The organism is Streptomyces sp. NPDC005281, from assembly GCF_040607495.1.
In the GTDB taxonomy this organism is placed as follows: Bacteria; Actinomycetota; Actinomycetes; order Streptomycetales; family Streptomycetaceae; genus Streptomyces.
Genome location: NZ_JBEXGX010000019.1, coordinates 25857 through 49696 on the forward strand (window position 1 = coordinate 25857; position 23840 = coordinate 49696).

The 23840-nt window shown below is 71.4% G+C and carries 22 protein-coding genes; 11 read left to right on the plus strand and 11 right to left on the minus strand.

The window, feature by feature from the left end:
• The first annotated feature begins 25 nt into the window (after positions 1-25).
• Positions 26-1804, plus strand: a complete 1779-nt coding sequence (locus tag ABZV42_RS25470; RefSeq protein WP_356053691.1) for a cation:proton antiporter — start codon at positions 26-28, stop codon at positions 1802-1804.
• 118 nt (positions 1805-1922) lie between these two features.
• Entirely contained in the window at positions 1923-2357 is a 435-nt protein-coding gene (locus ABZV42_RS25475; protein WP_356053694.1) for a hypothetical protein, read from the plus strand.
• Between the two features lie 115 nt (positions 2358-2472).
• Here the strand turns inward: ABZV42_RS25475 and ABZV42_RS25480 are convergent, their stop codons facing one another.
• Positions 2473-4296, minus strand: coding sequence for a glycoside hydrolase family 15 protein (locus tag ABZV42_RS25480; RefSeq protein ID WP_355989044.1), 1824 nt, complete (start codon positions 4294-4296; stop codon positions 2473-2475).
• A gap of 194 nt (positions 4297-4490) precedes the next feature.
• On the opposite strand from ABZV42_RS25480, the gene ABZV42_RS25485 reads away from it, so the two are divergent.
• A complete protein-coding gene (locus ABZV42_RS25485; protein WP_356053696.1) occupies positions 4491-5444 on the plus strand; it encodes a DUF389 domain-containing protein in 954 nt (317 codons plus the stop codon).
• A 95-nt stretch (positions 5445-5539) separates the two neighbouring features.
• Positions 5540-6523: an aldo/keto reductase gene (locus ABZV42_RS25490; protein ID WP_356053698.1), complete on the plus strand. Its 984-nt coding sequence runs from the start codon at positions 5540-5542 to the stop codon at positions 6521-6523.
• Between the two features lie 126 nt (positions 6524-6649).
• On the opposite strand, the gene ABZV42_RS25495 is transcribed toward ABZV42_RS25490, so the two are convergent.
• A complete protein-coding gene (locus tag ABZV42_RS25495) occupies positions 6650-7330 on the minus strand; it encodes a DUF2238 domain-containing protein (RefSeq protein ID WP_356053700.1) in 681 nt (226 codons plus the stop codon).
• A gap of 173 nt (positions 7331-7503) precedes the next feature.
• Between ABZV42_RS25495 and ABZV42_RS25500 the strand changes: the two genes are divergently transcribed.
• Both ABZV42_RS25500 and ABZV42_RS25505 read left to right on the plus strand, forming a co-directional pair.
• Positions 7504-8238: a TetR/AcrR family transcriptional regulator gene (locus tag ABZV42_RS25500; RefSeq protein WP_356053702.1), complete on the plus strand. Its 735-nt coding sequence runs from the start codon at positions 7504-7506 to the stop codon at positions 8236-8238.
• A gap of 79 nt (positions 8239-8317) precedes the next feature.
• Positions 8318-9469 (plus strand): NAD(P)/FAD-dependent oxidoreductase, encoded by a 1152-nt coding sequence (locus ABZV42_RS25505; RefSeq protein ID WP_356053704.1) that lies wholly within the window; start codon positions 8318-8320, stop codon positions 9467-9469.
• Between the two features lie 30 nt (positions 9470-9499).
• Here the strand turns inward: ABZV42_RS25505 and ABZV42_RS25510 are convergent, their stop codons facing one another.
• On the minus strand, positions 9500-10528 hold the full coding sequence (locus tag ABZV42_RS25510) for a hypothetical protein (protein ID WP_355989016.1): 1029 nt from the start codon (positions 10526-10528) through the stop codon (positions 9500-9502).
• A gap of 251 nt (positions 10529-10779) precedes the next feature.
• Between ABZV42_RS25510 and tgmA the strand changes: the two genes are divergently transcribed.
• Together tgmA and tgmB are read left to right on the plus strand one after the other, a co-directional pair.
• Positions 10780-10971, plus strand: coding sequence for a putative ATP-grasp-modified RiPP (tgmA, locus tag ABZV42_RS25515; protein WP_037617579.1), 192 nt, complete (start codon positions 10780-10782; stop codon positions 10969-10971).
• Between the two features lie 14 nt (positions 10972-10985).
• Positions 10986-11939, plus strand: coding sequence for an ATP-grasp ribosomal peptide maturase (gene tgmB, locus ABZV42_RS25520; RefSeq protein WP_355989012.1), 954 nt, complete (start codon positions 10986-10988; stop codon positions 11937-11939).
• A gap of 23 nt (positions 11940-11962) precedes the next feature.
• On the opposite strand, the gene ABZV42_RS25525 is transcribed toward tgmB, so the two are convergent.
• Positions 11963-13627: a serine/threonine protein kinase gene (locus ABZV42_RS25525; RefSeq protein WP_356053706.1), complete on the minus strand. Its 1665-nt coding sequence runs from the start codon at positions 13625-13627 to the stop codon at positions 11963-11965.
• 386 nt (positions 13628-14013) lie between these two features.
• On the opposite strand from ABZV42_RS25525, the gene ABZV42_RS25530 reads away from it, so the two are divergent.
• Positions 14014-15555, plus strand: coding sequence for a serine hydrolase domain-containing protein (locus ABZV42_RS25530; RefSeq protein ID WP_355989006.1), 1542 nt, complete (start codon positions 14014-14016; stop codon positions 15553-15555).
• 108 nt (positions 15556-15663) lie between these two features.
• Positions 15664-16131, plus strand: coding sequence for a hypothetical protein (locus ABZV42_RS25535; protein WP_355989003.1), 468 nt, complete (start codon positions 15664-15666; stop codon positions 16129-16131).
• A gap of 98 nt (positions 16132-16229) precedes the next feature.
• Here the strand turns inward: ABZV42_RS25535 and ABZV42_RS25540 are convergent, their stop codons facing one another.
• The gene (locus ABZV42_RS25540) at positions 16230-16445 is read right to left on the minus strand and encodes a hypothetical protein (protein WP_037617573.1); all 216 of its coding nucleotides are present in this window, start codon (positions 16443-16445) and stop codon (positions 16230-16232) included.
• Positions 16446-16581: 136 nt separating this feature from the next.
• Between ABZV42_RS25540 and ABZV42_RS25545 the strand changes: the two genes are divergently transcribed.
• Entirely contained in the window at positions 16582-17073 is a 492-nt protein-coding gene (locus ABZV42_RS25545) for a VOC family protein (RefSeq protein WP_355989000.1), read from the plus strand.
• A gap of 29 nt (positions 17074-17102) precedes the next feature.
• On the opposite strand, the gene ABZV42_RS25550 is transcribed toward ABZV42_RS25545, so the two are convergent.
• From ABZV42_RS25550 to ABZV42_RS25575, 6 genes are all read right to left on the minus strand, one after another.
• A complete protein-coding gene (locus tag ABZV42_RS25550; RefSeq protein WP_355988997.1) occupies positions 17103-17453 on the minus strand; it encodes a UBP-type zinc finger domain-containing protein in 351 nt (116 codons plus the stop codon).
• Entirely contained in the window at positions 17450-18892 is a 1443-nt protein-coding gene (locus tag ABZV42_RS25555; protein ID WP_355988995.1) for an ATP-binding protein, read from the minus strand. The genes ABZV42_RS25550 and ABZV42_RS25555 overlap by 4 nt, the downstream gene beginning before the upstream one ends.
• Positions 18889-20565 carry an FAD-dependent oxidoreductase gene (locus ABZV42_RS25560; protein ID WP_355988992.1) on the minus strand — a complete coding sequence of 559 codons (1677 nt, stop codon included), beginning with the start codon at positions 20563-20565 and terminating at the stop codon, positions 18889-18891. Before ABZV42_RS25560 ends, ABZV42_RS25555 begins: the two co-directional genes overlap by 4 nt.
• A 94-nt stretch (positions 20566-20659) precedes the next feature.
• Positions 20660-21964 (minus strand): DUF4032 domain-containing protein, encoded by a 1305-nt coding sequence (locus tag ABZV42_RS25565; RefSeq protein WP_356053708.1) that lies wholly within the window; start codon positions 21962-21964, stop codon positions 20660-20662.
• A gap of 48 nt (positions 21965-22012) precedes the next feature.
• Positions 22013-22837: an amidohydrolase family protein gene (locus tag ABZV42_RS25570; RefSeq protein WP_356053710.1), complete on the minus strand. Its 825-nt coding sequence runs from the start codon at positions 22835-22837 to the stop codon at positions 22013-22015.
• Between the two features lie 90 nt (positions 22838-22927).
• The gene (locus ABZV42_RS25575) at positions 22928-23773 is read right to left on the minus strand and encodes an N-formylglutamate amidohydrolase (RefSeq protein WP_355988983.1); all 846 of its coding nucleotides are present in this window, start codon (positions 23771-23773) and stop codon (positions 22928-22930) included.
• Positions 23774-23840 lie beyond the last annotated feature (67 nt).

Sequence of the window (23840 nt, forward strand, 5' to 3'; positions counted from 1 at the left end):
CGAAACGACCGGCAGGGAGACAGCTGTGACGGAGAATCAGATCCTCCAGGGCCTCGGACTGATCGCCGTCCTGGCCGTCGGCTCCCAGCTGGTGGCGAGCCGGCTGCGGATCCCCGCCCTGATCGTCCTGCTGCCGGTCGGCTTCATCGCCGGCGCCCTGACCGACATCGTCGACCCCGACAAACTGCTCGGGGACGCCTTCTCGCCGATGGTCTCGCTCGCCGTCGCGGTGATCCTCTACGAAGCCGGGCTCGGCCTGGACATCAGCAGACTGCACGGACACATGCACCGGGTCGTGGCACGGCTCATCTGGATCGGCGTCCTGGTCACCTGGGGCGCCACCATCGTTCTCGCGGTACCGCTGCTGGGCATGTCGAGGAGTTCGGCGGTCATGCTCGGCGTGATCCTCGTCGTCTCGGGACCCACCGTCGTCGGCCCCCTGCTCCACTTCGTGCGCCCGACCGAACGCCTCCAGCGCATCCTGATCTGGGAGGGCTCGCTGATCGACCCGGTCGGCGGCATCCTCGGCGCGCTCGTCTTCCACGCCGTCGTCGCGAGCGGCGGCAGCGATCTGCGCGGCAAGATCGGCCAGTTCGCGGCGAGTTCGGCTGTCGGACTGATCGGGGGCGCGGTGGGCGCCGCCGTCCTGTGGCTCCTCCTCAGCCGCCTGCACCTGGGCGAGGTGCTGGGCACGACGGCACAGCTCGCCGCCGCGGTCGGTGCGGCGGCCCTGTGCGACGCGATCCGGGACGACACCGGACTCATCGCCGCGGTCGTGATGGGGATGGCCCTCGCCAATCTGCCGGGCGTCTCCCTCCCGGCGCGCCGCCCCTTCCTGGAGACCCTGGTCTCGCTCATCATCGGGCTGCTGTTCATCTCGATCTCGGCCACGGTCACCCCCGCGTCCCTGCGGCACATCGTCCTGCCCACGCTCGGTCTCGTCGCCGCCCTGGTCCTGGTGGTCAGGCCACTGGTCGCGCTGCTGTCCACCGTGCGAACGGACCTGCCGCGCGGCGAGAGGGCGTTCATCGGCTGGATGGCACCCCGCGGAATCGTCGCCGCGTCCACCGCCTCGACCTTCTCCGCCACGCTCGTGGCCGACCACGTCGGCGGGGCCGAGAAGATCCTGCCCGCCACCTTCCTGGTGATCGTCACCACGGTGACGCTGTACGGACTGAGCGCGCACCCCGTCGCCCGGCGCCTGGGCGCGCTGCGCCCGGCGCGGGCCCGCCCGCTGCTCGTGGGCGGCGACCCCTGGGCGATCGACCTGGGGCGCGCGCTGCGCTCCGCCGGTCTTGACGTGCTGATGTGGGCCGGGCGGGAGGAGCAGCGCGACCTGATCCGGGCCGCCGGGCTGCGCCTGGCACCGGGCGAGCTGCTCGCCGCGGCCACCGGCGAGGGAGCCGAACTCGAAGGGATCACCGGCGTTCTGCTGCTGACCGAGGAGGACGACTTCAACGCGCTGGCCTCGGAGACCCTGCGCGGCACGGTCGACGGGTTCGTCCACAGGCTGGGGCCGCCCGGTCTCAGCCATGGGGTGGTCGCCCCCTACACGACCGGCGACACCCTGTTCGGGGCCCTGCTGAGCAGACCGGAACTGGCCCGCCGCTATGGGGGCGGCGCCCGGATCGTCTCCCGCCCGGCCGGGGACGGCATCCCGGACGGACACGCGCTGCTGTTCCTCGTACGCCCCGACGGGCGGCTGGATCCGGTCACCGGCACCCGCACCCCGCGGCCGGATCCGCGTGACACCGCGATCCTGCTCGGTCCGGCCCGGACACCGGACCCGGTGCGGGCGGACTGACGGGTCCGGCGGGTCCGGCACCCTGGGCGCGCGGTCCGGGCCGGCCACGGCGGTCTCGTCCACACCAACGGGCCAGTGCGGATTGCGGTCCGCCCGCCGGCTGGATCTCATGGTTCTCATGCAGCCACAAGCTTCCGGGCCAGACGACCTCGTACCGCCGATGGAGCGCTCGCACTGGGTGGCCTTCGCCGGAATCCTGCTGATGGTCAGCGCTCTGTTCAACCTTCTCACCGGCTTCGTGGCGGTCTTCAACCACGGCTACTACTCGAAGGTGTACTCCGGGGGCGACCGGCTGCTGATCCTCAACTACACGGCCTGGGGCTGGATCTTCGTCGCCCTCGGCATCGTCATGGCCCTGTTGAGTCTCGGTGTGCTGGTGGGCTCCAGGGGCGCGCGGCTGGCGGGCGTCTGCCTGGCCGCGATCTGCCTGGTCGCACAGATGATCTTCCTGCCGGTCTACCCGTGGTGGTCGCTGTTCACGATGCTCGTCTCATTGCTGGTCATCTACGGCCTGCTGGTCGAGCCCAAGCATGTGCACGGGGCCAGGGTGTAGCCGGCCCGCCTCCGCCCGTCCGCCGCAAGCCGGCTCGGCCACCCGGCCACCCGGCCACCCGGCCACCCGGCCACCCGGCCGCGCGGCCGCGCGTCAGCGCGTCCGCCGCGTCCGCTCAGTCGCGCCGCCGGTCGAGTGCCTCGTCCAGTGTGGTGGCGGCCATGATCAGCGACAGATGGGTGAACGCCTGGGGGAAGTTGCCCAGTTGCTCGCCGCTGGGGCCCACCTCCTCCGCGAAGAGGCCGACGTGGTTCGCGTACGTGTGCATCTTCTCGAACGTGTAGCGCGCCTCGGCCAGCCTGCCGGAGCGCGCGAGCGCGTCGACGTACAGGAAGGTGCACAGACTGAAGGTGCCCTCCGAGCCGCGCAGGCCGTCCGGGGAGGCGGCGGGGTCGTAGCGGTAGACGAGGCTGTCGGAGACCAGGGTCCGGCCCATCGCGTCGAGGGTCGACAGCCAGCTCGGGTCCTTCGCGCCCAGGAAGCCGACCCGGGGGATGAGCAGCAGCGAGGCGTCCAGGACATCGCCTTCGTAGTACTGGACGTACGCCTTCTCCTTCTCGTTCCAGCCGCGCTCCATCACCTGTTCCAGGATGGTGTCCCGTGCCCGGGTCCAGAGCGCGGTGTCCGCGGGGCGGCTCCAGTCGCGGGCCAGTCGCAGACCGCGGTTGAACGCGGACCAGCACATCACCCGGCTGTACGTGAAGTCCTTGCGCCCGCCGCGGGTCTCCCAGATGCCCTCGTCAGGGCGGTCCCAGTTGTCGGCCAGCCAGTCCAGGGTGCGGGTGACGGCCTTCCAGCCCGCGTAGTCGGCCTGGATGCCGATCTCACGGCTCTCCGAGAGGCCGTAGAGGGCTTCGCCGTAGATGTCGAGCTGGAGCTGGCCGGAGGCCGCGTTGCCGACGCGTACGGGGAAGGAGCCGCGGTAGCCCTCGAAGTGCTCCAGGATCTCCTCGCTCTCCAGGGGTGTGCCGTCCACCCGGTACATGATCTGGAGCGCCTCGCCCTCCTGGTCCAGGCGTTCCATCAGACGTTCGCGCAGCCAGTGGGTGAACGCCGTCGCCTCCTCGACGAACCCGAGGTCGAGCAGGGCGCGCAGCGACAGGGATCCGTCCCTCACCCAGGTGTAGCGGTAGTCCCAGTTGCGCTCGCCGCCGATCTGTTCCGGCAGTCCCGTCGTGGCCGCCGCGACCGGGGCGCCGCTGGGCGCGTAGGTCAGGAGCTTGAGGGTGATGGCGGAGCGGTGCACCATGTCGGGCCAGCGGCCCCGGTAGCGGGAGTTGCGGACCCAGCTCTGCCAGAAGTCGATGGTCCGCGCCAGGCCCTCCTCGGCCTCCGGCACGGTGGGCACCGGCGGCGCCGTGGCGTCGGGACCGTCCACGGTGAACACGGCCGCCGCCGTCTCACCGGCCTTCAGCGTGACCGTGCTGCGGACGTCCAGGCCGTCCCGCTCCAGGGGGAAGGTGCTCTGGAGGAACGCGGTGATCCCGGGGCTGCGGAACGCGGCGCCGTCGGGGCCGAGAGCGAGCTCGTGACCGGCCCGCCCGTAGTCGAAGCGCGGGCGGCACTCCAGGGCGAACTGCACGGTTCCCCGTACCGTCCGGACGACCCGGACGAGCCGGTGCCGGGCGGAGGCGGTCCCGGAGGGGTCGGGCGGCATCCAGTCGAGGACCTCGCCCACCCCGTCGGGTGACATGAAACGGGTCACCAGCACGGCCGTGTCCGGGTAGTAGAGCTGCTTCCAGGCGCCCTCCGGGTGCGAGGGCGCGAGCCGGAAGCTGCCGCCGCGGTCGTGGTCGAGGAGCGCGGCGAAGATGCTGGGGGAGTCGAATCGCGGGGCGGCGAACCAGTCCACGACGCCCTTGGAGGAGACCAGAGCGGAGCACTGGAGATCCCCGACCAGGCCGTGGTCGGCGATGGGCGGATAGCGGTCCATGCTGATCCAATCTCGAGGATCCAGGCATCTTCACTATCCGACATGCCGGGCATGCGCGCTTGTCCGCTCCCGGAGGGGCAGCCGCGCGGGGCGCCGGCCCGCCCGCGCGGCTGGATTGCCGAACGCCGGGTGGCCGGGGTTACTGGAGGGGACCGTTCCATGTCGACGAGGCGCGCGCCGGTGTCCGGGGAGGTACCCGCATGGACCTGATCCATGTGCGCATGGTGAGTCCCGCCCGGCTGACCGACGCCGTGACCGCCCTGCTCGCGGGCGACCCCCGCGTCGTCAACCTCGTGGTGCAGCCCGGAATCGCCAGGAAGCCGGACGGTGACGCCCTCGCCTGCGACGTGCTGACCGGAGGGGCGAACGACGTGCTGCGCGGTCTGCGGGAGCTGCGTCTCGACGAGGTGGGCTCCATCGTCATCGAACCCGTCGACATGGCGTTCGCCGGCCACACCGTGCGGGAGGGTGCCGCGCGGCTCGGGGTGCTGGGCCGGGCACCGGTCTGGGAGGAGGTGGAGGCCCGCATCCGCGCGCAGGGCACCTACGCGCCGAGCTTCTACCTCTACCTGGTCGTCGCCGGCCTCATCGGCGCGGTCGGCATCGTCACCAACTCCCAGATCCTCATCGTTGCGGCGATGGTCGTCGGGCCCGAGTACGGCGCCATCGTCAGCGTCGCGCTGGGCATCGACCGGCGCTCGGGGCGGCGCGTCCGCGAGGGGCTGACCGCCCTGACGGCCGGGTTCGCGCTGGCCATCGCCGTCACGTTCCTCTTCGGCCTGGTGATCCGCGGCTTCGGCCTGGAGTCCCGGGCGTTCGACCTGAACGTACGTCCGGTCTCCCGGCTGATCTCCACGCCGGACTTCTTCTCGGTGGCGGTCGCCACGCTGGCGGGGATCGTGGGCGTCGTCTCCTTGACCGAGGCCAGGACGAGCGCGCTGCTGGGCGTCTTCATCTCCGTCACCACCATCCCGGCCGCCGCCGACTTCAGCGTCTCCGCCGCCTTCGGCAGCTGGACCGAGGCACGCGGGGCGCTCATCCAACTCCTCATCAACGTCGTCGTGTTGATCGTGGTGGGCACGCTCACGCTACGGGGCCAGCGCGCCGTCTGGCGCATGGCGGGGCGGCGTGAACGGCGTTCGGCCGACGGGTGACGGCCGTACGGGCGCGTGATGGCCCCACCGGAGCGCGAGGACGCGCGGAACGGGGACGTCCGGTCGGGCCCGGGGGAAGTGACAGACTGACGCCCATGGACGAGCGCGCATTCGACAGGTCGGGCCAGCATGCTTCCGTCATCGGTCTCGGCACCTGGCAACTGGGAGCCGACTGGGGCGAGGTGAGCGACAAGGACGCCCTGGCTGTGCTGGAGACGGCGGCGGAGTCGGGAGTGACCTTCTTCGACACCGCCGATGTGTACGGCGACGGGCGGAGCGAGGAGACCATCGCCACGTTCCTGCGTGGCCGGCCGGACCTGCACGTCATGGTCGCCACCAAGATGGGCCGTCGCGTCGACCAGCTCCCGGAGAACTACGTCCTCGACAACTTCCGTGCCTGGAACGACCGTTCGCGCCGCAACCTCGGCGTCGACCGCCTCGACCTGGTGCAGCTGCACTGCCCGCCGACACCCGTGTACTCCTCCGACGCGGTGTACGACGCCCTCGACACGCTGGTCGAGGAGGAGCGGATCGCGGCGTACGGCGTGAGCGTCGAGACGTGTGACGAGGCACTGGCCGCCATCGCCCGCCCGAACGTGGCGAGCGTGCAGATCATCCTCAACCCCTTCCGTATGAAGCCCCTGCGCCAGGTCCTGCCGGCGGCCCGGGAGGCGGGCGTCGGCATCATCGCGCGGGTTCCGCTGGCCTCCGGACTGCTCTCCGGCAAGTACACCAAGGACACGGTCTTCGCCGCCGACGACCACCGGACGTACAACCGCCACGGCGAGGCCTTCGACCAGGGCGAGACCTTCTCCGGCGTCGACTTCGCGACGGGCGTGGAGGCGGCGGCCGAGTTCTCCGGCCTCGCCCCCGAGGGGTACACACCGGCGCAGCTCGCGCTGCGGTGGATCGTCGCGCAGCCCGGCGTGACCACGGTCATCCCGGGAGCCCGGTCACCCGAACAGGCCCACGCCAACGCGGAGGCCGCGAAGCTGCCGGCGCTGTCCCGCACGACGCTGGACGCCATCGAGGAGCTCTACGAGCGCCGGATCAAGGAGCAGGTCGAGAGCCGCTGGTGACAGCACGCGGGACCCGGCGGCGCGCCGCACCAGCCCTCCTGGAACGCGTGCCGCCGGGTTCCGCGCCGGCCTTCCCGGAGCGCGTGCCGCGGGGTTCCTTATCCGTGCGGTGCCGTCGTCGCGTTGTCAGGCCGATTCCCGCCGGGCCGCCAGCGCGTCGAGCTGCCGGTCGTGCACGCGGCTGAGCGCCAGCACCGAGACGGTCGCGCCGATCAGGGCGCAGAACATGTCCCACTGGGTGTCCCACACATCGCCCTGGGTCGCCAGGAAGGCGTCCGCGCCATGGCCGCCGATCACCGCGGCCGCCCACTCGAACATCTCGAAGAGGGCACTGAAGGCGAGGCACGCGCACACCGTCAGCGGCGCCAGCCACCTGCTGCCGCGCAGCGGTGAGGTCCTCGTGAGCAGCTCCCGCACCAGGACGGCCGGCACGAAGCCCTGCATGAGATGTCCGAACCGGTCGTACGGATTGCGGTCGAGCCCGAACGTGTCGCGCACCCAGTCGCCGAGCGGCACCTGCGCGTAGGTGTAGTGGCCGCCCACCGCGAGCACCAGCGCATGCGCCGCGAGCAGGCAGTACAGCAGGCTCGTCAGCGGGAACCGCAGTCCGCTGAGCACGACCAGCGGCAGCCCGACGAGCACCCACACGGTCTCCAGCAGCCAGGTCGTCCCGTCGTGGGCGTGCCACGCGGAGAGCGCCATGCCCGCGACGACCACCGCCAGGAGCACGGCCGGGAGGGCCCCCCGCGGGGCGCGTTCGGAGAGGGCGGGGTGCGGACCGGGCGGGGCGAGGGCTGATCCGGGCATGGCGGGCTCCTTCGTCCAGGTGGCCCCATCGTGGTGCAGCGCGGGGGGAGGTGGCATGAGTACGGGTACTCACCCGGCCCATGTGTCGTGGCGCTCACCCGTTCCTGTCGCGAAATGACGAACATGTTCGTGCCGTACTTGTTCGCAACGAACATGTTCGTTATCGTGAAGGAGTGACAGGACAACCCGCCTCCCGCCCCAGCCGCCGCGAGCGCCCGGCCAAACCCGCCCTGACCAGGGACGGCATCGTCGCGACCGCCGTGGCGCTGATGCGCGCCGAAGGACTGCGGCGCGTCACCATGCGCCGTCTGGCACAGGAACTCGACACCGGACCCGCCTCGCTCTACGTCTACGTCCGCAACACCGCCGAGCTGCACGCGGCCGTGCTCGACGACCTGCTCGGCGGTGTCGACCTGCGCCCGGCACGCACGGACGGCGACTGGCGCGACCGGCTCGTGCGGGTCCTCACCTCGTACACGGCCGTCCTGTTCGAGCACCCGGGACTCGCCCGCTCGGCCCTGGTGGCCCGCCCTCACGGCGAGCGCTATCTGGACCTGGTCGAGACGCTGCTGTCCCTTCTCGACGAGGGCGGTGTCCCCGGCGACCGGGCGGCCTGGGCGATCGATCTGCTGCTCCAGTTCGCCACCGCCACGGCCGCGGAGCACGCCGCCGGGGAGGAGGGTCCGGCCGAGACCGAGGGTGAGTGGGCCGCGCTCGCCGCGGCGGTGCGCGGTGCCTCTCCCGGGCGGCACCCCCGGATCGCGGCGCTGGGCACGGAGCTGCTCTCCGGTCCCGGCGAGCTCCGCCTGGACTGGGGCTTCCACGTCCTGATCAACGGCGTCCTGGGCACACCCCGCCCCGACGCGTCCGGGGCGAAGGCTCCGGACGCGTCACCCGACACTCCGTGAGCGTCACCCGCCGACGGTCGCTCCCGGGCGCCCCCGTCGCCGGGAGCCGACGGTCACCCCCGTACCGAGGAGATCCGCCATGACGAACACCCACCACCCCATCGCAGTGATCGGCGCCGGTCTCGGCGGCCTCACGCTCGCCCGCGTCCTGTGCCTGAACGGCATCGAGGCCGCCGTGTACGACCTGGACGCCTCCGCGACCGCCCGCCCTCAGGGCGGCATGCTCGACATGCACGAGGACGGGGGCCAGGCCGCGCTCCGCGCCGCCGGTCTCCACGACGGGTTCCGCGAGCTCGTCCACGTGGGCGGCGAGGCCATGCGCATCCTGGACAAGCACGCCAACGTCCGGATGGAGGACGCCGACGAGAACGAGTCGCGCCCCGAGATCTCCCGCGGTGCCCTGCGTGATCTGCTGCTCCGCTCGCTGCCCGAGGGCACCGTCCGCTGGGGCGCCAAGGTGACCGCCGCCCGGCCGACCGGGGACGGCCGGCACGAGGTGACCCTCGCCGACGGAAGTACGTTCACTGCCGACCTGCTGATCGGTGCCGACGGCGCCTGGTCGAAGGTACGGCCGCTGCTCACGGACGCCACCCCGCTCTACTCCGGACTCTCCTTCGTCGAGATGCACCTGCTCGACGCCGACACCCGTCACCCGAAGGGCGCGGAGGTCGTCGGAGACGGGATCCTGTTCGCGCTCGGCGAGGAGAAGGGCCTGCTCGGCCACCGTGACCCGGACGGCTCCCTGCACGTCTACGCGGCCCTGCGCACGCCCGCCGACTGGGCGCTCTCCGGCGCCGTGGACTTCACCGACGCGGAGGCGGCCAGGCGGAGCCTGCTGGAGCACTTCGACGGCTGGGACGAGAGCCTGCGCTCCCTCATCGCGGAGGCCGACGGCGAACTCGTCACCCGGCCGATCCACGCCCTGCCTCCCGGCCTGCGCTGGGAGCGCGTCCCCGGCGTCACCGTGCTCGGCGACGCCGCCCACCTGATGTCCCCCTTCGCCGGTGAGGGCGCCAACCTGGCGATGCTCGACGGCGCCGAACTCGCCGCCGCCCTCGTCGCCCACCCCGGCGACACCGAGAAGGCCCTCACCGTGTACGAGGAGGCACTCTTCCCGCGCTCCGGGAACTCGGCCACCGAGTCCGCCGCGAACCTCGCCCTCTGCTTCGGCCCCGACACTCCGCAGACCCTGGTCGACCTGATGAACCACTACCGGAGCGAAGCCGGCTGACGTACGGCGAGCGTGACAGGGCGGGCCGGCTCACTCCCGGCCGGCCGCCCCGCGCAGCGCCGCGATGGCGGTGCCGATCGCCTGCTGGAGCTCCTCCAGGCGCTGCACCATGTCGTCCTCGTAGATGTCGTCGGCGTCGTCGAAGGTCAGCTCATCGAACACCTTCGTGGCCTTCTGGAGACTGCTGTAGAACTTCGTCCGGCGCTCCTGGACACGCAGTTCGGGGTCGGCCTCCACCGTCTCGACGACGAGGTTCCGCATCGTGTCGTACGCCTCCGTGGCCCACTCGCCCGCGTCCTCGCCCTCGTCGAGCTCGTCGAGGAGCGACAGATGCCGCTCGGCCTCGGAGCGCAGCTCCGCCGGAGCGTCCAGGGTCTGTCCGGCCGGTGTCCTGATCTGGCCCTTCTCCGCGATCTGGCGTACGTAGCCGATGCGGTCGGCGGCCCTGTTCTCGGTGGCGACCGCCTTCTTCAGTTCGTCCGTCCGGGAGATGTCGCGGGCCAACTCGGTCTGGAGCGCCGGGTCTTCCTTCACACGGTCCAGCAGGGCCGCCCGCGCCGCCTTCGCCGTGGAGGGGTCGGCGAGGATCGCGGCCCGCAGCGCGGTCGGGTTCTCGGCCACCTCCAGGGCCTTGGTGGGCCGGATGCCCTCGGCCTCGGCGGCCTCCGAGATGGCGGTGCCGCGCTCGGACGCGGCACTGGAACGTGAGGCGTAGTAGGCCGACCAGGCGTCCCCGTCCGGCAGTTCGACGTCGGCGCCGGGGGCGAGGGTCTCGAAGTGGGGGACCAGGCCGTCGTCCGCGGCCCTGTCCCAGGCCTTGTAGTAGCGCATGACCCGCTCGGGCGAGCATCCGGCCAGTTCCGCGAACTCCTTCGCGGACACCTTCCGCGTCTCGTCGGCGGACTGTCCGCCGGGACGGACACTGCGTGCCACCTTCAGCGCGAAGGCCCAGCCGCCGTTGCGCGCGTAGGCGCCGAAGTCACGCGCGTCGCGCTCGACGGGGTCCGGCGCCTCGGTCCGTGCGGCGGATTCTTCGGGCGAGGTGATGGCTGCGGTCACCGGGAACTCTCCTGGGATGGTGGGGCGTTGATGTCACAGAGGATGAACCTATGGCCTAAGGTCTGCGTGGAATCAAGGAGATACGCGTAGACCGCGACCAAGCGGACAGCCCAGTAAATCCGAAATGTGCAAGCCAGAAACGACGCGATGTGATGACCTTCACCCCGATGTGGCAGAAAGTGATGAATTCCTTACGGCCGTGTCACGTACGGGTGTGTATTGGCCATCGCGCGACCGCGGGAGGATCTTTCGTGCGACCGTTCACTCTCAACTACGCCCGGCCCTCAGGGCAGTCGGCCGCAATACCCCCGTACCACTTCGATGTGTCCCTGCAACTGAACGTGCTGCCGGACGGCAGACCCGCCGTCAGCGACCGCGCGTTGCTGATGGCGACCGGCACCACGACGTCGACCGCCGGTTCCCAGACGCACTTCGACGACTGACGGATGCCGCGCGCATGACGGTTCTCATACTCACGGCCGAACAGGACGTCACCGCCGACATGGTGGTGGCCAGACTGCATGAGCGGGGCGTGCCCATGGTGCGTCTCGATCCCGCCGACCTGCCCGGCAAGGCGGTGCTGTCAGCCGACTACGCCCACGGTGACTTCGACGGCTATCTGTCGGTCAACGGCCATGTGCTCAGCATGGGGGGCCTGCGCTCCGTGTGGGTGCGCAGGCCGGGCGAGCCGGCGGCCCATGCCGCCGAGCCCTCCGCCTGGCTCACCGCCGAGACCAGACAGGCCCTGTTCGGCATGCTCTACTCGGCCTCCACCCGCTGGATGAACCACCCGCGCCGTGCCGAACAGGCCCGGCACAAGCCCTGGCAGCTCCGGGTGGCCCACAGCAGCAGATTCGCCGTGCCGCCCACCGTCATCACGACCGCTCCCCGGGTGGCTCAGCAGTTCGTCCAGGAACACGGGGACGTGGTGGTGAAATCGGCCTCGGGGCCGCCGCCGGGCCAGCCTCCGGCGGCCCTGCCCACCACACTGGTCGGACCCGGCACGGACTTCTCCGGAGTGGCGGCCGGTCCCGCGCTGCTCCAGCGCTACATTCCCAAGCGCGCCGACATCCGGCTCACCGGGATCGGCACCCGGATGTTCGCCGCCCGCAAGGCCGCCGAGCCCGGTCAGGTCGACGGCCGGTTCGGCGAGACGGAGAACGGCTGGGAACCCGTACCGGTGCCCCATCGCATCGCCCGTTCGGTCCACGACTACCTAGCCTTCACCGGACTCGCTTACGCGGCCTTCGACTTCGCCGAGGACGCGGACGGCATCTGGTGGTTCCTGGAGTGCAACCAGGGAGGCCAGTTCGGCTTCATCGAGCTGGAGACCGGACAGCCCATCGCCGACGAGGTCGCGGCGTGGCTGGCGCAGCGAAGGCCCGGCCTTCGCATCCCGGAAGGACACTGACGTGAGATCTCGGTGACGGCCGATCACTTCACGCCCGTGCGGAAGGAGTCGAGGACGACCCTCAGCGCCTGCCGGTCGGCGGCGCTGTCCCAGTCGTCCGCCGGGGTGGTCCAGCGCAGCGAGAAGCCCCGGTGGTCGCCGATGAGGAAACCGCGGCCGAGGGTGCGCACCCGTACGCCCCCGGACACGGAGTACCACTCCATGTCGGCGCCCTTCATGCCGTGATACGTCACCGGCTGGATGGCGCCCACGCGTTCGTAGCCGGTGGTCGCGGCGCGCAGGGACGGCTCCAGGGCACTCCAGACGGCGACCGGGTCCGGCCCCAGCTGGGTGCTGTAGGTGACGGCCAGGGTGCGCGGATCGCCGCTCGCCCCGAAGGTCACCCGGTAGGCGAGGTCGTCGGAGGACTGTGTCTCCACGGGCTTCCAGCCCACCGGCAGGGCGACGGTGAAGCCCTGGGGTGCCCGGTAGAGGGAGAAGCCGGACGGCAGCGTCGCGCCGGCGGTGGGCGAGGGGGAGGGAGACGGCTTCGAGGACGCCGTGGGCGTGCGGCCGCTGGGCGTGGCGGTGGGCGTGGCGGTGGGCGTGCCGGCGGCGCCGGGGACCGAGGCCGACGCGTCGGCGGCGGCCCGTGACGGGGCCGGACCGGAGGCGGAGGTGTCGTCCGTGCCCGGCAGCCCGCCCATCAGGGCGAACACCCCTACGGCGACGACCGTGACGGTGAGGGCCGCGGCCAGCAGAACCGGCCGGCCGGCCGGAAGGCGGCCTCCCCGGGTGCGCCCGGGGCGCCGCGGGCCCTCGCCCTCCGCATCCCCGCCGCGGTCCCCGACGGGGTCGAGGAGGTCGGGCAGCGGCTCCGGAGGTGTGACCTCCTCGAAGTTCTGCCGGAGGATCCGCGTCAGCGCCTCGCGCACGACGGCTTCGGGCACCCGCTCCACGGGATCCCAGCGCAGCAGGCCCAGAATGGCGGGCGCGAGCGGGCCCGCGTGCCGCGGCGCCCTGACCGGAAGCCGGTCCACCGCCCGGAGCGTGGCCTGCGGATCGCCCCGGTCCCGTACCACCGGCCGCCCCTCGACGAGCTCGTACATCATCGCGCCCAGCGCCCAGAGGTCCGCCGGTGGTGCGCCGCTCTCGCCCCGGGCCTGTTCGGGTGAGGCGTACGAGGGCGCGGTCGTCCGGGGCGCGGCGGCGGAGGGTGTCAGGCCGAAGCCGGTCACGGTGACCGTGCCGTGCTCGTCGGCCCACACCTGGCTCGGGCCGAGTTCGCCGTGCGCGACTCCCTCGTGATGCGCGGCGGTGAGGACGTCGAGGACGCCGAGCCCGATGACGGCCGCCCGCACATGGTCGACGCGGCCGCCGACGAGCAGTTCGGTCAGCGGGGTGCCCGGGGGCCGTTCCGTGACGGTCCACACGAAGCCGGGCTCCTCCGCCACTTCGAGGACCGCGGCCACTCCTCCGTGGCAGGCCGGACCGAGGATCTTGGCCGTGCCCAGGATCCGGTCCGCGGCGGGCCCCGGTGTCTCCTCGCCCGGGTCCCCGGCGGCCCCTGAACGGGTCAGGACGACGGGACGTCCGAAGGCGATGTCCTCGCCGTGCCACAGGACCCGGCCCTCCTCGCGCAGAAGGACGTCGAGCAGCCGGTATCTCCCGGCGATCAACTCGCCCGTGGAGTCTTGCGCCTTGGCCATCGTCATCCCTCGTCGTGTACCGGACACTCGCCTTTCCCAGAAGTACGCGGGACGTGACGAAGAGTGTTCAACGGGAGACGGTTGGAGATGTGTGTTTTTTGCCCGGTCGCGGCGTCGTCGCGCACCCGTACGAACAGTTCAGGCCTGTGTTTCCGGTCTGTTCACCGCCCCGACTCCTTGCCCTGCCGACGGTCGGGGATCCGACGTGTTCGCCAACTCCCTTCTTGGTGGCGGGAGTTGAAATGAGACCGGCAGCCGGAGGTGTCCGTGCGGCGGGAACATGGACACCGGGGAGCCGCCCGGGAAAGATGTCAGATGCACACAATGCTCTCCGCCCGCCCCGTCCAGCCGCCACCCACCGCCCGAGCCACCCGGAGGACGTCCGTATGAGTGCCCGACCGCTGCCTGTCAGCCCGCCCGCCGAGCAGGGGGTCGACGCCTCGGGCATCACCGCTTTCCTCGACGCCGTCGAGGCGAACCCGGACATCGAACCGCACAGCCTGATGATCCTGCGCCACGGGCACCTCGTCGCGTCAGGCTGGTGGGCGCCGTACACGCCCGAACGGCTCCAGCTGCTCTACTCGCTCAGCAAGAGCTTCACCTCCACGGCCGCCGGCTTCGCCGTGGCCGAAGGCCTGTTGGACCTCGACCGCCCGGTGATCTCGTACTTCCCCGAGTTCGAGGCCGACATCACCGATCCGCGCAGCCGCGCGATGCTCGTCCGGCACGTCGCGGCCATGGCCAGCGGCCATCTCACCGAGACCTGGGCCGACGCGTTCCGGCTGGACCGGTCGGAGACGGTACGCGGCTTCCTGCTGATCCCGCCGGACCGCGACCCCGGAACTGTCTTCGCCTACAACCAGTCCGCCACCTACACCCTCGCCTCGATCCTCCAGCGCGTGACCGGTCTTTCCCTGACGGACTATCTGCGGCCCCGCCTGTTCGAGCCGCTGGGCATCGGGGAGACCGCCTGGACGCGCAACCGGGCCGGCCGCGAGATCGGCTTCAGCGGGCTGCACGCCGCCACCGACGCCGTCGCCCGGCTCGGCCAGCTGTATCTGGACGAAGGCGTCTGGGAGGGGCGGCGGCTCCTGCCGGCCTCCTGGATCGCGGAGGCGACCCGGGCACACGTCGCGAACGCGGACGGCACCCCCGAGGGCGCACGGTCGGACTGGCAGCAGGGCTACGGACTCCAGTTCTGGCGGGGCCGGCACGGATACCGCGGCGACGGGGCGTTCGGGCAGTTCTGCGTCGTACTGCCCGAACACGACGCCGTGATCGCGACGACCGCGGCGACCGACCGGATGCAGGAACTGCTGGAGCTGATGTGGCGCCATTTGCTGCCCGCGTTCGGGGCGGCACCGCCGCCGGCCGCGAGCGGGCGCGACGAGGCGCTGCGCGGGCGGCTCGCCCGGCTCACCATCCCGCCGGTCGAGGCCGCTGCCGAGCCGTCGGAGCCCCGAGACGCCTGGTCGCAGGCGGAGTTCGTGCCCGCCGGAGGCGTCTGCGCGGCCCAGCGGACGCTGACGGGCGTGCTCGTCGCCGGGGGAGACGCCGGGGGAGACGCCTGGGAAGGCACCGAGGGAGACGCCGGGGGAGACAAGGGCATCCGAGTCACCCTGGTCGAGGGCGAGCAGCGGCTCGAACTGCGGATCGAAGGACCGGAATGGAACGTCGAGCCGGGCCCGGTACCGACGGCGGTGAGCGGGGGCTGGACCACCCCGGACACCCTGCGCGTCGACGTGCTCTTCCTGGAGACCCCGCACCGGCTGACCGTGGAGTGCGCCCTTCCCGGCCGCACCTTCACGGCCCGCTGGCACACGACCCCGCTCGGCGCCCGTTCCCTGCACTCCCTCCGGGCACCGTCGCAGTCGCCGTCAACCGGTCCTCGGAAAACGCCACACCTCGCCACCCCTTCCGCCACGTAGAGATATCCACCACCATGCATATGCCGAGGTCCTGAGCGGCGGCAGCGGGTCTCCGACCCGCGCCGCCCGTGCGGCTGCCGGGCGAGGGAACCATCTCCGGGGTGATGCATGACGAACCTGATGTGGACGCGGAGCGTGGAGTGGCTGGCTGCGGCCGCCACGAATCCGAGAGCGTGCAAACGCCAGTGGGACCAGGGGAGCGGTGGTGTGCTCCTGGAGGCCGGGCGCTACTGGGACGTGCTGAGCGTGCCCGAGCAACTCGGGCTGCTCGCACTCGACATCCTGTGGTCCCACCCGCTCCAGGTGCCGGGGCCGACGCTGGTCGACTGCGCGTCCGAGCGTGTGGGCTTCTTCATGCCGCCCGACCCCACGAGCCGGTGGGAGGGCTCGGGGCTCCGCCACCTCGGCAGGGGCTCGTGGATCGCCGTCCCGCCGCCGTACCGTTCCGCGGGACCGCTGGAGTGGATCGTGCCGCCGGACGGGACGGGCGCGCTGCATCCCGTACTCCCTCTGGAACTCGCGCTACGCCAGGCCAACGGCACCCTCGCGGTCCTGGCACCGCCGACCGGGGAGTAGACCCGGGGCGCGGACCAGAGGGTGGACAGGACCAGGGCGTCGACCTCACCGCCCGTCGGGCAGGGGAGCGGGCCGCATCCCGGAAAGAGCCCGGTCCGTCACCCGGTTCCGTAGAAGTGCGCCTGGCCTCCGCGCCACTTCACCCAGGCCGGATCGTCCAGCAGATCCTCCGCGTCGGGCAGTCCCGCCCGGCCGAGAAACTCCAGCAGATCCTCGTCAGAAAACGCCACGCCGAGGTTCTCACCCCGCGCGGTCACCTCACGGCCGCTGGTATCCAGGGCCGGATGCACAACCAAAGGAGCCCGTCCGGACATACATCCAGGATCGTCCTTCGCGCCGCGCCGCGCATCCCGGCGGTCCGACCCGGGCGTACGCCGGTCCCCGGACGGCGTGAGAGTGGTTGTATTCAGTACGGAGTGCGGTGCCGGTTCCCTGGGTGAGGAGCTTTCGATGAGTGCGATGGACCTGTCGGCGATCGAGGCGGAGCGTGAGCGGATCAGGGAAGCCCATCTGAAACCGGAGAGGCCGCCCGGCACGGCCCGGGGCGTGCACCACGTCGCGCTGCTCTCCGCGGACGTGGAGCGGACCGTACGGTTCTACCAGGGCGTCCTGGGCTTCCCGCTCACCGAGATGATCGAGAACCGGGACTACAAGGGCTCGACCCACTTCTTCTTCGATCTCGGCAACGGCAATCTGCTCGCCTTCTTCGACTTCCCCGGCCTCGACCTCGGCCCCTACGCGGAGGTCCTCGGCGGACTGCACCACCTCGCCATCTCGGTCGAACCCGGCACCTGGCGCGAACTGCGCGAGCGGCTCGACGCCGCCGGGGTCGAGTACATGGAGGAGAGCGGCACCTCGATCTACTTCCGTGACCCCGACGGCGCCCGGATCGAACTGCTCGCCGATCCGCTCGGCGAGATGTACGGCAACAAGGTGCTGTGAACCCCAGGTCGGGGGCCGGCGCCCGGGCCTCAGCTCAGCAGCTCGGCCCAGTTGTCCGGAACACGCCCGGCGGGGCCGGGTACGGGCTGGTCGAGCGGACGGCTCACCGGGGGAGCGAGGTCGGGACCCGCCTCGTAGAGCTCCGAGGTGTCGTAGTCCCAGAACCAGTCCTCGCCCGGCTCGAAGCTCTGGATGACCGGGTGCCCGGTACTTCGCGCGTGCGCGGTGGCGTGTTTGGCCGGGGAGCCGTCGCAGCAGCCGATGTGCCCGCACTGGGCACAGCGCCGCAGATGCAGCCACCATCCGCCGGCGGCGTCGCACTCCGTGCAGCCGGTGCCGCTCGGCGGTACGGACGGGTCGATTCCGTTCGGTGTGCTCATGACGGCTCCTCGGAGGATTCCGCGGCGGTCAGGGGAAGACGCACCTGGAAGCGCGTGTCGCCGGGCACGGACTGCACCAGCAGACTGCCGTGGTGCTTGTTGACGACGATCCGCCAGGAGATGTCCAGGCCGAGTCCGGTCCCCTCGCCCACCGGCTTGGTGGTGAAGAACGGGTCGAAGATCCGGTCGCGGATCTCCTCGGGCACTCCGGGGCCCGTGTCACGGAACTCGACGAGCACATGGTCGCCGTCGGGAGCGGTGTGCACCGTCAGCGTCCCCTCGCCGGCCATCGCGGAGGCGGCGTTGTCGATGAGGTTCGTCCACACCTGGTTCAGCTCACCCGGATAGGCGGGGATCCGGGGCAGCGCCCGGTCGTACTCCTTGACGACCTTGATGCCGGAGCCCATCTTGCCGGCGAGCATCATGAGGGTGCTGTCGAGCAGATCGTGCACGTCGGCGACCTGGTAGGGCGCGCGGTCCAACTGCGAGTACTGCTTGGCCGCGTCCACGAGATGCGAGATACGGGTGGTGGAGTCCTCGATCTCGTTCATCAGCAGCTCGGTCTCGACCGTGTAGTTGAGCCACCGGACCGCGCCTTCGAGAGTCGGCCCGTCCACGGCCGCCGCGACCTGGTCCAGCCAGTCGGTGTCGAGACCCGCCTGCACGAACGTCGGGGCGAGCTGCCAGCCGCCCGCGATGTCGTGGTCGTCGAGCCAGTCGGCGAGCGCGTCCTCCCGGTCGGAGGCCTCCAGCGGGGTCAGCGGGGTGGCTTTGGCGACCTGTTCGGCGGTCCGCTCCTGGATCTCGACCAGCGTCTCCAGAGCGTCGCGCGCGTACGGTCCCGAGGCGATCATCCCCAGCTTCTGCCGCATGTGGGCCACTCGGTCACGCAGCGCCGAGGTGGCCCGTACGGCCGCCGCGGCCGGGTTGTTGAGCTCGTGCGTGAGCCCGGCCGACAGCGAGCCGAGTGCCAGCAGCCGCTCACGCTGCCCGACGGTGCGCTGGGCGTTCTGGCTGCCGAAGAACATGCCCTCCAGCAGATGGACGGCCATCGGGAACCAGTCCCGCAGGATGGCGGCGAACGTCGCCGCGGGCAGGACGAAGAACCGGGACGGCTCGGTGACCCGCATGGAACCCTTGTACTGCGCGTCCCCCGGGTCGCTGAGATAGGCCTGCATGGCCCCCGCGTACACCCCGCGTTTCGAGGTGCGGCTGATCTCCACGTCGTCCGCGCCGACCCGGCGCGACATCACGACCGTGCCCTCCAGGAGCACGTAGAAGCAGGTCGCCGGGTCACCCTCGGTGTAGACGGGACCCGGGTCGAACTGCTCCGTCCGCCCCTCCCGGCACAGCCGGTCCAGCTGGTCGGCGTCGAGCTTCTCGAACAGGAACAGGGTGCTGAGTTCCGCCGCGTCGCACGGCACCGGCCGCCCGGTCACGACTGCTCCAGATAACGGTGGACGAGCATGACGGCCATGGCTCCCTCTCCGACCGCGGACGCGACCCGCTTCGCCGACTCGGCGCGCGCGTCCCCGGCCACGAACACGCCGGGCACATTGGTTTCCAGGTGGTACGGAGGCCGGTCCAGCTCCCAGCCGCGGGGCGGCTGCCCGTCGGGTGTCATGTCCGGGCCCGCCACGATGAATCCGCGGCCGTCCCGCAGGACCGTGCCCTCCAGCCAGTCGGTGAGCGGGGCCGCGCCGATGAACACGAACATCCACTGCGCGTCCACGAGTTCGGTGTGGCCGCTCTCGACGTCGCGCAGTGTCAGCTGCTCCAGATGGCCGTCGCCGTGCGCGGAGTCCACGACCGTGCCGGTGCGCACCGAGATGTTCGGCGCGTCGGAGATCTGCTCGATCAGGTAGTGCGACATCGAGGCGGACAGCGAGGAGCCGCGCACCAGGATGGTGACGGACTTGGCGCCCCGGGCCAGATACATCGCCGCCTGGCCGGCCGAGTTCGCGCCGCCCACGATGTACACGTCGTGTCCCTGGCAGGCGGCCGCCTCGGTCAGCGCCGAGCCGTAGAAGACACCGCAGCCGGTCAGCTCGGCCAGGCCCGGCGCCTTCAGCTGCCGGTACGACACACCGGTCGCGAGGATCACCGCGTGGGCGGAGATCGCGGAGCCGTCGGAGAAGCGGATGGTACGCGAGGCCCCGGTGATCTCCAGCCCCGTCACCTCACGCGCGGTGAGGATCTCGGCGCCGAACTTGGCCGCCTGCCGCCGAGCCCGGTCGGTGAGCTGCCCTCCGGAGACGCCGTCGGGGAAGCCGAGGTAGTTCTCGATGCGTGAGCTCTGGCCCGCCTGCCCGCCGGTCGCGGACCGCTCCACGAGCACGGTGCGCAGCCCCTCGGACGCGCCGTACACGGCGGCCCCGAGCCCGGCCGGACCGCCGCCGATGACGACGAGATCGTAGAACTCGGACGCCGGGGTGGTGGCGAGCCCCACGTGCGCCGCGATCTCGGGGTCCTCGGGCTCGACGAGCGGGGTGCCGTCCGGGGTGACCACCAGCGGCAGCCGTTCACCGTCCTGCCCCGCGGCGCTCAGCAGACGCCGGCCCTCGGGGCTGTCGGACGAGTACCACCGGTAGGGCACCTGGTTGCGGGCCAGGAACTCCCGGACGCCCGAGGAGCGGGCCGACCACCGGTGCCCGACCACCTTGCAGGCGCCCACGGGCCGGTAGTCGCTGGCCCGCCACGCGTCCAGGAGGTCGTCCACGACCGGATAGAGCTTCTCCTCCGGCGGGTCCCAGGGCTTGAGGAGGTAGTGGTCGAGGTCGATCACGTTGATCGCGTCGATCGCCGCGTTGGTGTCCGCGTACGCGGTCAGCAGCACCCGGCGCGCGCCCGGATACACGTCGAGGGCCTGTTCCAGGAACTCGATGCCGTTCATCTGGGGCATCCGGTAGTCGGCGAGGATCACGGCCACCTGGTCACCGCGCAGTTTCAGCTCGCGCAGGGCTTCCAGCGCGGCGTCCCCGGACTCGGCGCGCACGATCCGGTGGCCCTCGCCGTAGCGGCGCCTGAGGTCACGGGCGACGGCTCGCGAGACTCCCGGATCGTCGTCGACGGTCAGAATGACGGTCCGCGCCGGACTGGCGGCCTGGGTCATACGTCTCCCCCTGAGCAGGTCAGTTGCGTTCCGGCCGAGCGGACACCGCGAGGCACCGCAGGGCGGGTACAGGGCCAATCGTATGTACGATCGGTCACCTTTGCTCGGGAACCGGGTACCGGCCGGGCGGTTCCGGCGCGTCCGAGAGGGCCGGCAGCGGGGTACGGGCCGTGGGGAGGATGTTCGTGACGTAGTCCTTCACGGCCGCGTCCAGGCCGATGTCGTGCTGGGCGCGCTCGGACAGGAACCAGCGGTGTTCGAGAAGCTCGTGGTAGAGCTCGGCCGGGTCCATGGAGCCGCGCAGGTCCTGGGGCACCGCGCGGACCGCGGGCCGGAACACGTCCCGCACCCAGCGGTGGGCGAGCACCTCGGGCCGGGCGGAGTGCGGATGTCCGCCGTCCCGGCCGGGCCGGGTGCCGGTGCCCGGCGCGTAGTCGTCCTGGGTGGCCATCCAGCTCTCCAGGTCGTTCAGGAGCCGGCGGGCCTGGTTCTCCTCGGTGTCGAGGCCGGTCAGCCGCAGCAGCTGACGCTGGTGGTGGCCCGCGTCGACGACCTTGGGCACGAAGGTGACGGTGTCGCCGTTGGACGAACTGGCTATCTGCATCTCGGCGACGTCGAAGCCGAGGTCGTTGAGCCGTCGTACGCGGCGGTCGATGTAGTGGTACTTGCCGGCCGGGTAGACGGAGGTGCGGGTCAGCTCCTCCCACAGGCCCTGGTAGCGGGCGCAGATCTCCCGGCCGAACTCGATCGGGTCCACCGAGGGGTGCAGGGCGCCGGCCGCCTCCAGGTCGAGCAGTTCGCCGCTGATGTTCACCCGGGCGAGATCGAGGTCGTACTCCCGCTGGCCGGAGCTGAGCCGCGGATGCAGATCACCGGTCTCGGCGTCGACCAGGTAGGCGGCGTACGCGCCCGCGTCGCGGCGGAACAGCGTGTTGGACAGCGAGCAGTCGCCCCAGGCGAAGCCGGCCAGGTGCAGCCGCACCAGCAGGACGGCCAGCGCGTCCATCAGCCGGTGCATGGTGGCCGGCCGCATGGTCGTCTCGAACATCGACCGGTACGGCAGTGAGCCGCCCAGATGCCGGGTGATCAGCACCGACTCCAGTGGCTCCCCGGCCGTGTCCGTGCGGCCGGTGACCACGGCGAGCGGGTCGACCGCGGGTATCCCGAGCCGGTCCAGACCGAGCAGCAGCTCGTACTCGCGCACCGCGGGCCGTTCGGCGAGTTCCTTGACGGCCACCACCTCGTCCCCGGCGCGGGCGTAACGCACCACGTGCCGGGAGATGCCGCGCGGAAGCGGCACCAGAACGTGCTCGGGCCACTCCTCGAGCGGCAGCTGCCACGGCAGTTCGAGCAGGAGCGCGGGATGCTCCGGGTTGGTGGCACTGAATTGCAAAGCCATGGCCGGGCTGCCCTCACATCGGTGTCGAACGCTTTTCCGGCCCAGCATCTACGAATGATCGGGCAGGCGGAAGACGCGCCGGGCGTTGCCCGACAGGAACAGCGCGGTGGTCTTCTCGTCCAGGCCCAGCTCGTCGAGGTGCTCCAGGGCCCGACTCGGCTCGATCATCGGGTAGTTGGAGCCGAACAGGACCTTGTGCCGCCCCCGGCCGCGCAGATACGCGACCAGTTCCGGGGGATAGCGGCGGGTGGTGTAGGCGCTGGTGTCGATGTACACGTTCGCGTGTTTGTCGGCGACCGCGATCATCTCCGTGGTCCAGGGGTAACCGATGTGACCGCAGACGATGGTCAGTTCGGGGAAGTCGAGCGCGACCTGGTCGATGTACGGGATGGGCCGGCCGGTCTCGGAGGGGCGCAGCGGTCCGGTGTGCCCGACCTGGGTGCAGAAGGGGACGCCGAGTTCGGCGCAGGCGGTGTACAGCGGGTAGTAGAGCCGGTCGGTGGGCGGCAGTTGCCACAGCCACGGAATGATCCGCAGGGCCACGAAGCCCAGTTCCTCGACGGCACGGCGCAGTTCGCGCACCGCGGCGACGGGGCGGGTGAGATCGGCGCCCGCGACACCGCGCAGCCGGCCGTCCGACCGCGCCACGAAACCGGCGACCTCGTCGTTGGTGATCAGCGCGCCCTGGGGTCCGTACCAGGCCGAGGCCAGACCGGTGTCCACGTCGGCCGCCGCCAGCGCCGCCACCGTGACCTGGACCGGCAGTTCCTCCTCCAGTGTCCTCATGCCGGTCCAGCGGCGCAGGGACTCGAACATCTCGTGGTTGGAGTGACGGAGAGTGGGGTGCTGCATCCAGGCGTCGACGACCGGCATGGTCCTGCCCTCCCTGAGCCGATGGCTGAGCGCTTGCTTATCGTCGACCCTAGGATGTCCGGCGCTCGAAGGCCAGTGCCTGCCACGGCATCAGCCACCCGGCCTGTCGACGCTGCGGGTCCAGTCGTCCACCGCGTCCACGAGTGCGGTCAGGGCCGAGACCAGACGCGGGAATCCGGCGCCCACGGGGCCTCCTGGCTCCTTCATGTACGTGTCCCGCCGGATCTCCACCATCAGTGCCGTGACCTCCGGCTCCCGCTCGTAGTACCGCAAGGGGACGTACGCACCCGAGAACGGGCTGTCGATCCCCACGCCGCCCAGCCCGGCGAACGCCTTCTCCGCGAGCGCGAGCAGTTCCGGCGGAGTATGGAAGGAGTCGGTCCCCAGGCACACCGGCGGCCGGGGCCCGTCACCGTGCAGTTCGTAGGGCAGCCGGGCCGTCGGATACGAGTGGACGTCGATGATCACCGCCCGCCCGGTGGCGGCGAGCCGGCCGGTCACGGCCTCCGTCATGGCCCGCGCGTACGGATGGAACCAGCGGTCGATCAGCGGCCGTGGATCGGCGCCCGCGGGACGCAGCGGCGCCCGGTGTGTCGTCCGCGTGTAGACCGCGCCCATCCCGACCGCGAGCATCTCCTCCCGCTCGTCCGGGAAACGCTCGGGATCGACGACCAGCCGGGACAGCCGGTTGACGAACCGCCACGGCGTCAGCCCGGCCGCCTCGGCGGCGGCCGCGGCCAGTTCGGCAGTGTGCGCGTCGGTGATGTGGTCCAGCTCGCTCTCCAGCGCCGTGTCGTCGAGGAGGACGCCGTCACGGACCGGTGCGGGGATCTCCCGGGAGGAGTGCGGCACATGCAGGATCACGGGCGAGTGGACCGCTCCGGGCAGCAGCGCGAAGGAGTCCGGGGTGTCCGGGGAACCGAGGATGTCGTTCATAAGGGATCACTGTCGCAGCCGGGTCCGACAGTGGGCGGGACCGAGGCCCCGCGGTGTGGCCTCGGCG

Bases quoted from the DNA above. Each gene is read 5' to 3' on its own strand.
- ABZV42_RS25505 (WP_356053704.1), top strand. From the start codon at position 8,318: ATGACGAACACCCACCACCCCATCGCAGTGATCGGCGCCGGTCTCGGC.
- ABZV42_RS25575 (WP_355988983.1), bottom strand. From the start codon at position 23,773: ATGAACGACATCCTCGGTTCCCCGGACACCCCGGACTCCTTCGCGCTG.
- ABZV42_RS25560 (WP_355988992.1), bottom strand. From the start codon at position 20,565: ATGACCCAGGCCGCCAGTCCGGCGCGGACCGTCATTCTGACCGTCGAC.
- ABZV42_RS25550 (WP_355988997.1), bottom strand. From the start codon at position 17,453: ATGAGCACACCGAACGGAATCGACCCGTCCGTACCGCCGAGCGGCACC.
- ABZV42_RS25475 (WP_356053694.1), top strand. From the start codon at position 1,923: ATGCAGCCACAAGCTTCCGGGCCAGACGACCTCGTACCGCCGATGGAG.
- ABZV42_RS25535 (WP_355989003.1), top strand. From the start codon at position 15,664: ATGACGAACCTGATGTGGACGCGGAGCGTGGAGTGGCTGGCTGCGGCC.
- ABZV42_RS25540 (WP_037617573.1), bottom strand. From the start codon at position 16,445: ATGTCCGGACGGGCTCCTTTGGTTGTGCATCCGGCCCTGGATACCAGC.
- ABZV42_RS25570 (WP_356053710.1), bottom strand. From the start codon at position 22,837: ATGCCGGTCGTCGACGCCTGGATGCAGCACCCCACTCTCCGTCACTCC.
- ABZV42_RS25545 (WP_355989000.1), top strand. From the start codon at position 16,582: ATGAGTGCGATGGACCTGTCGGCGATCGAGGCGGAGCGTGAGCGGATC.
- ABZV42_RS25525 (WP_356053706.1), bottom strand. From the start codon at position 13,627: ATGGCCAAGGCGCAAGACTCCACGGGCGAGTTGATCGCCGGGAGATAC.
- ABZV42_RS25495 (WP_356053700.1), bottom strand. From the start codon at position 7,330: ATGCCCGGATCAGCCCTCGCCCCGCCCGGTCCGCACCCCGCCCTCTCC.
- ABZV42_RS25485 (WP_356053696.1), top strand. From the start codon at position 4,491: ATGGACCTGATCCATGTGCGCATGGTGAGTCCCGCCCGGCTGACCGAC.
- ABZV42_RS25490 (WP_356053698.1), top strand. From the start codon at position 5,540: ATGGACGAGCGCGCATTCGACAGGTCGGGCCAGCATGCTTCCGTCATC.
- tgmB (WP_355989012.1), top strand. From the start codon at position 10,986: ATGACGGTTCTCATACTCACGGCCGAACAGGACGTCACCGCCGACATG.
- ABZV42_RS25530 (WP_355989006.1), top strand. From the start codon at position 14,014: ATGAGTGCCCGACCGCTGCCTGTCAGCCCGCCCGCCGAGCAGGGGGTC.
- ABZV42_RS25565 (WP_356053708.1), bottom strand. From the start codon at position 21,964: ATGGCTTTGCAATTCAGTGCCACCAACCCGGAGCATCCCGCGCTCCTG.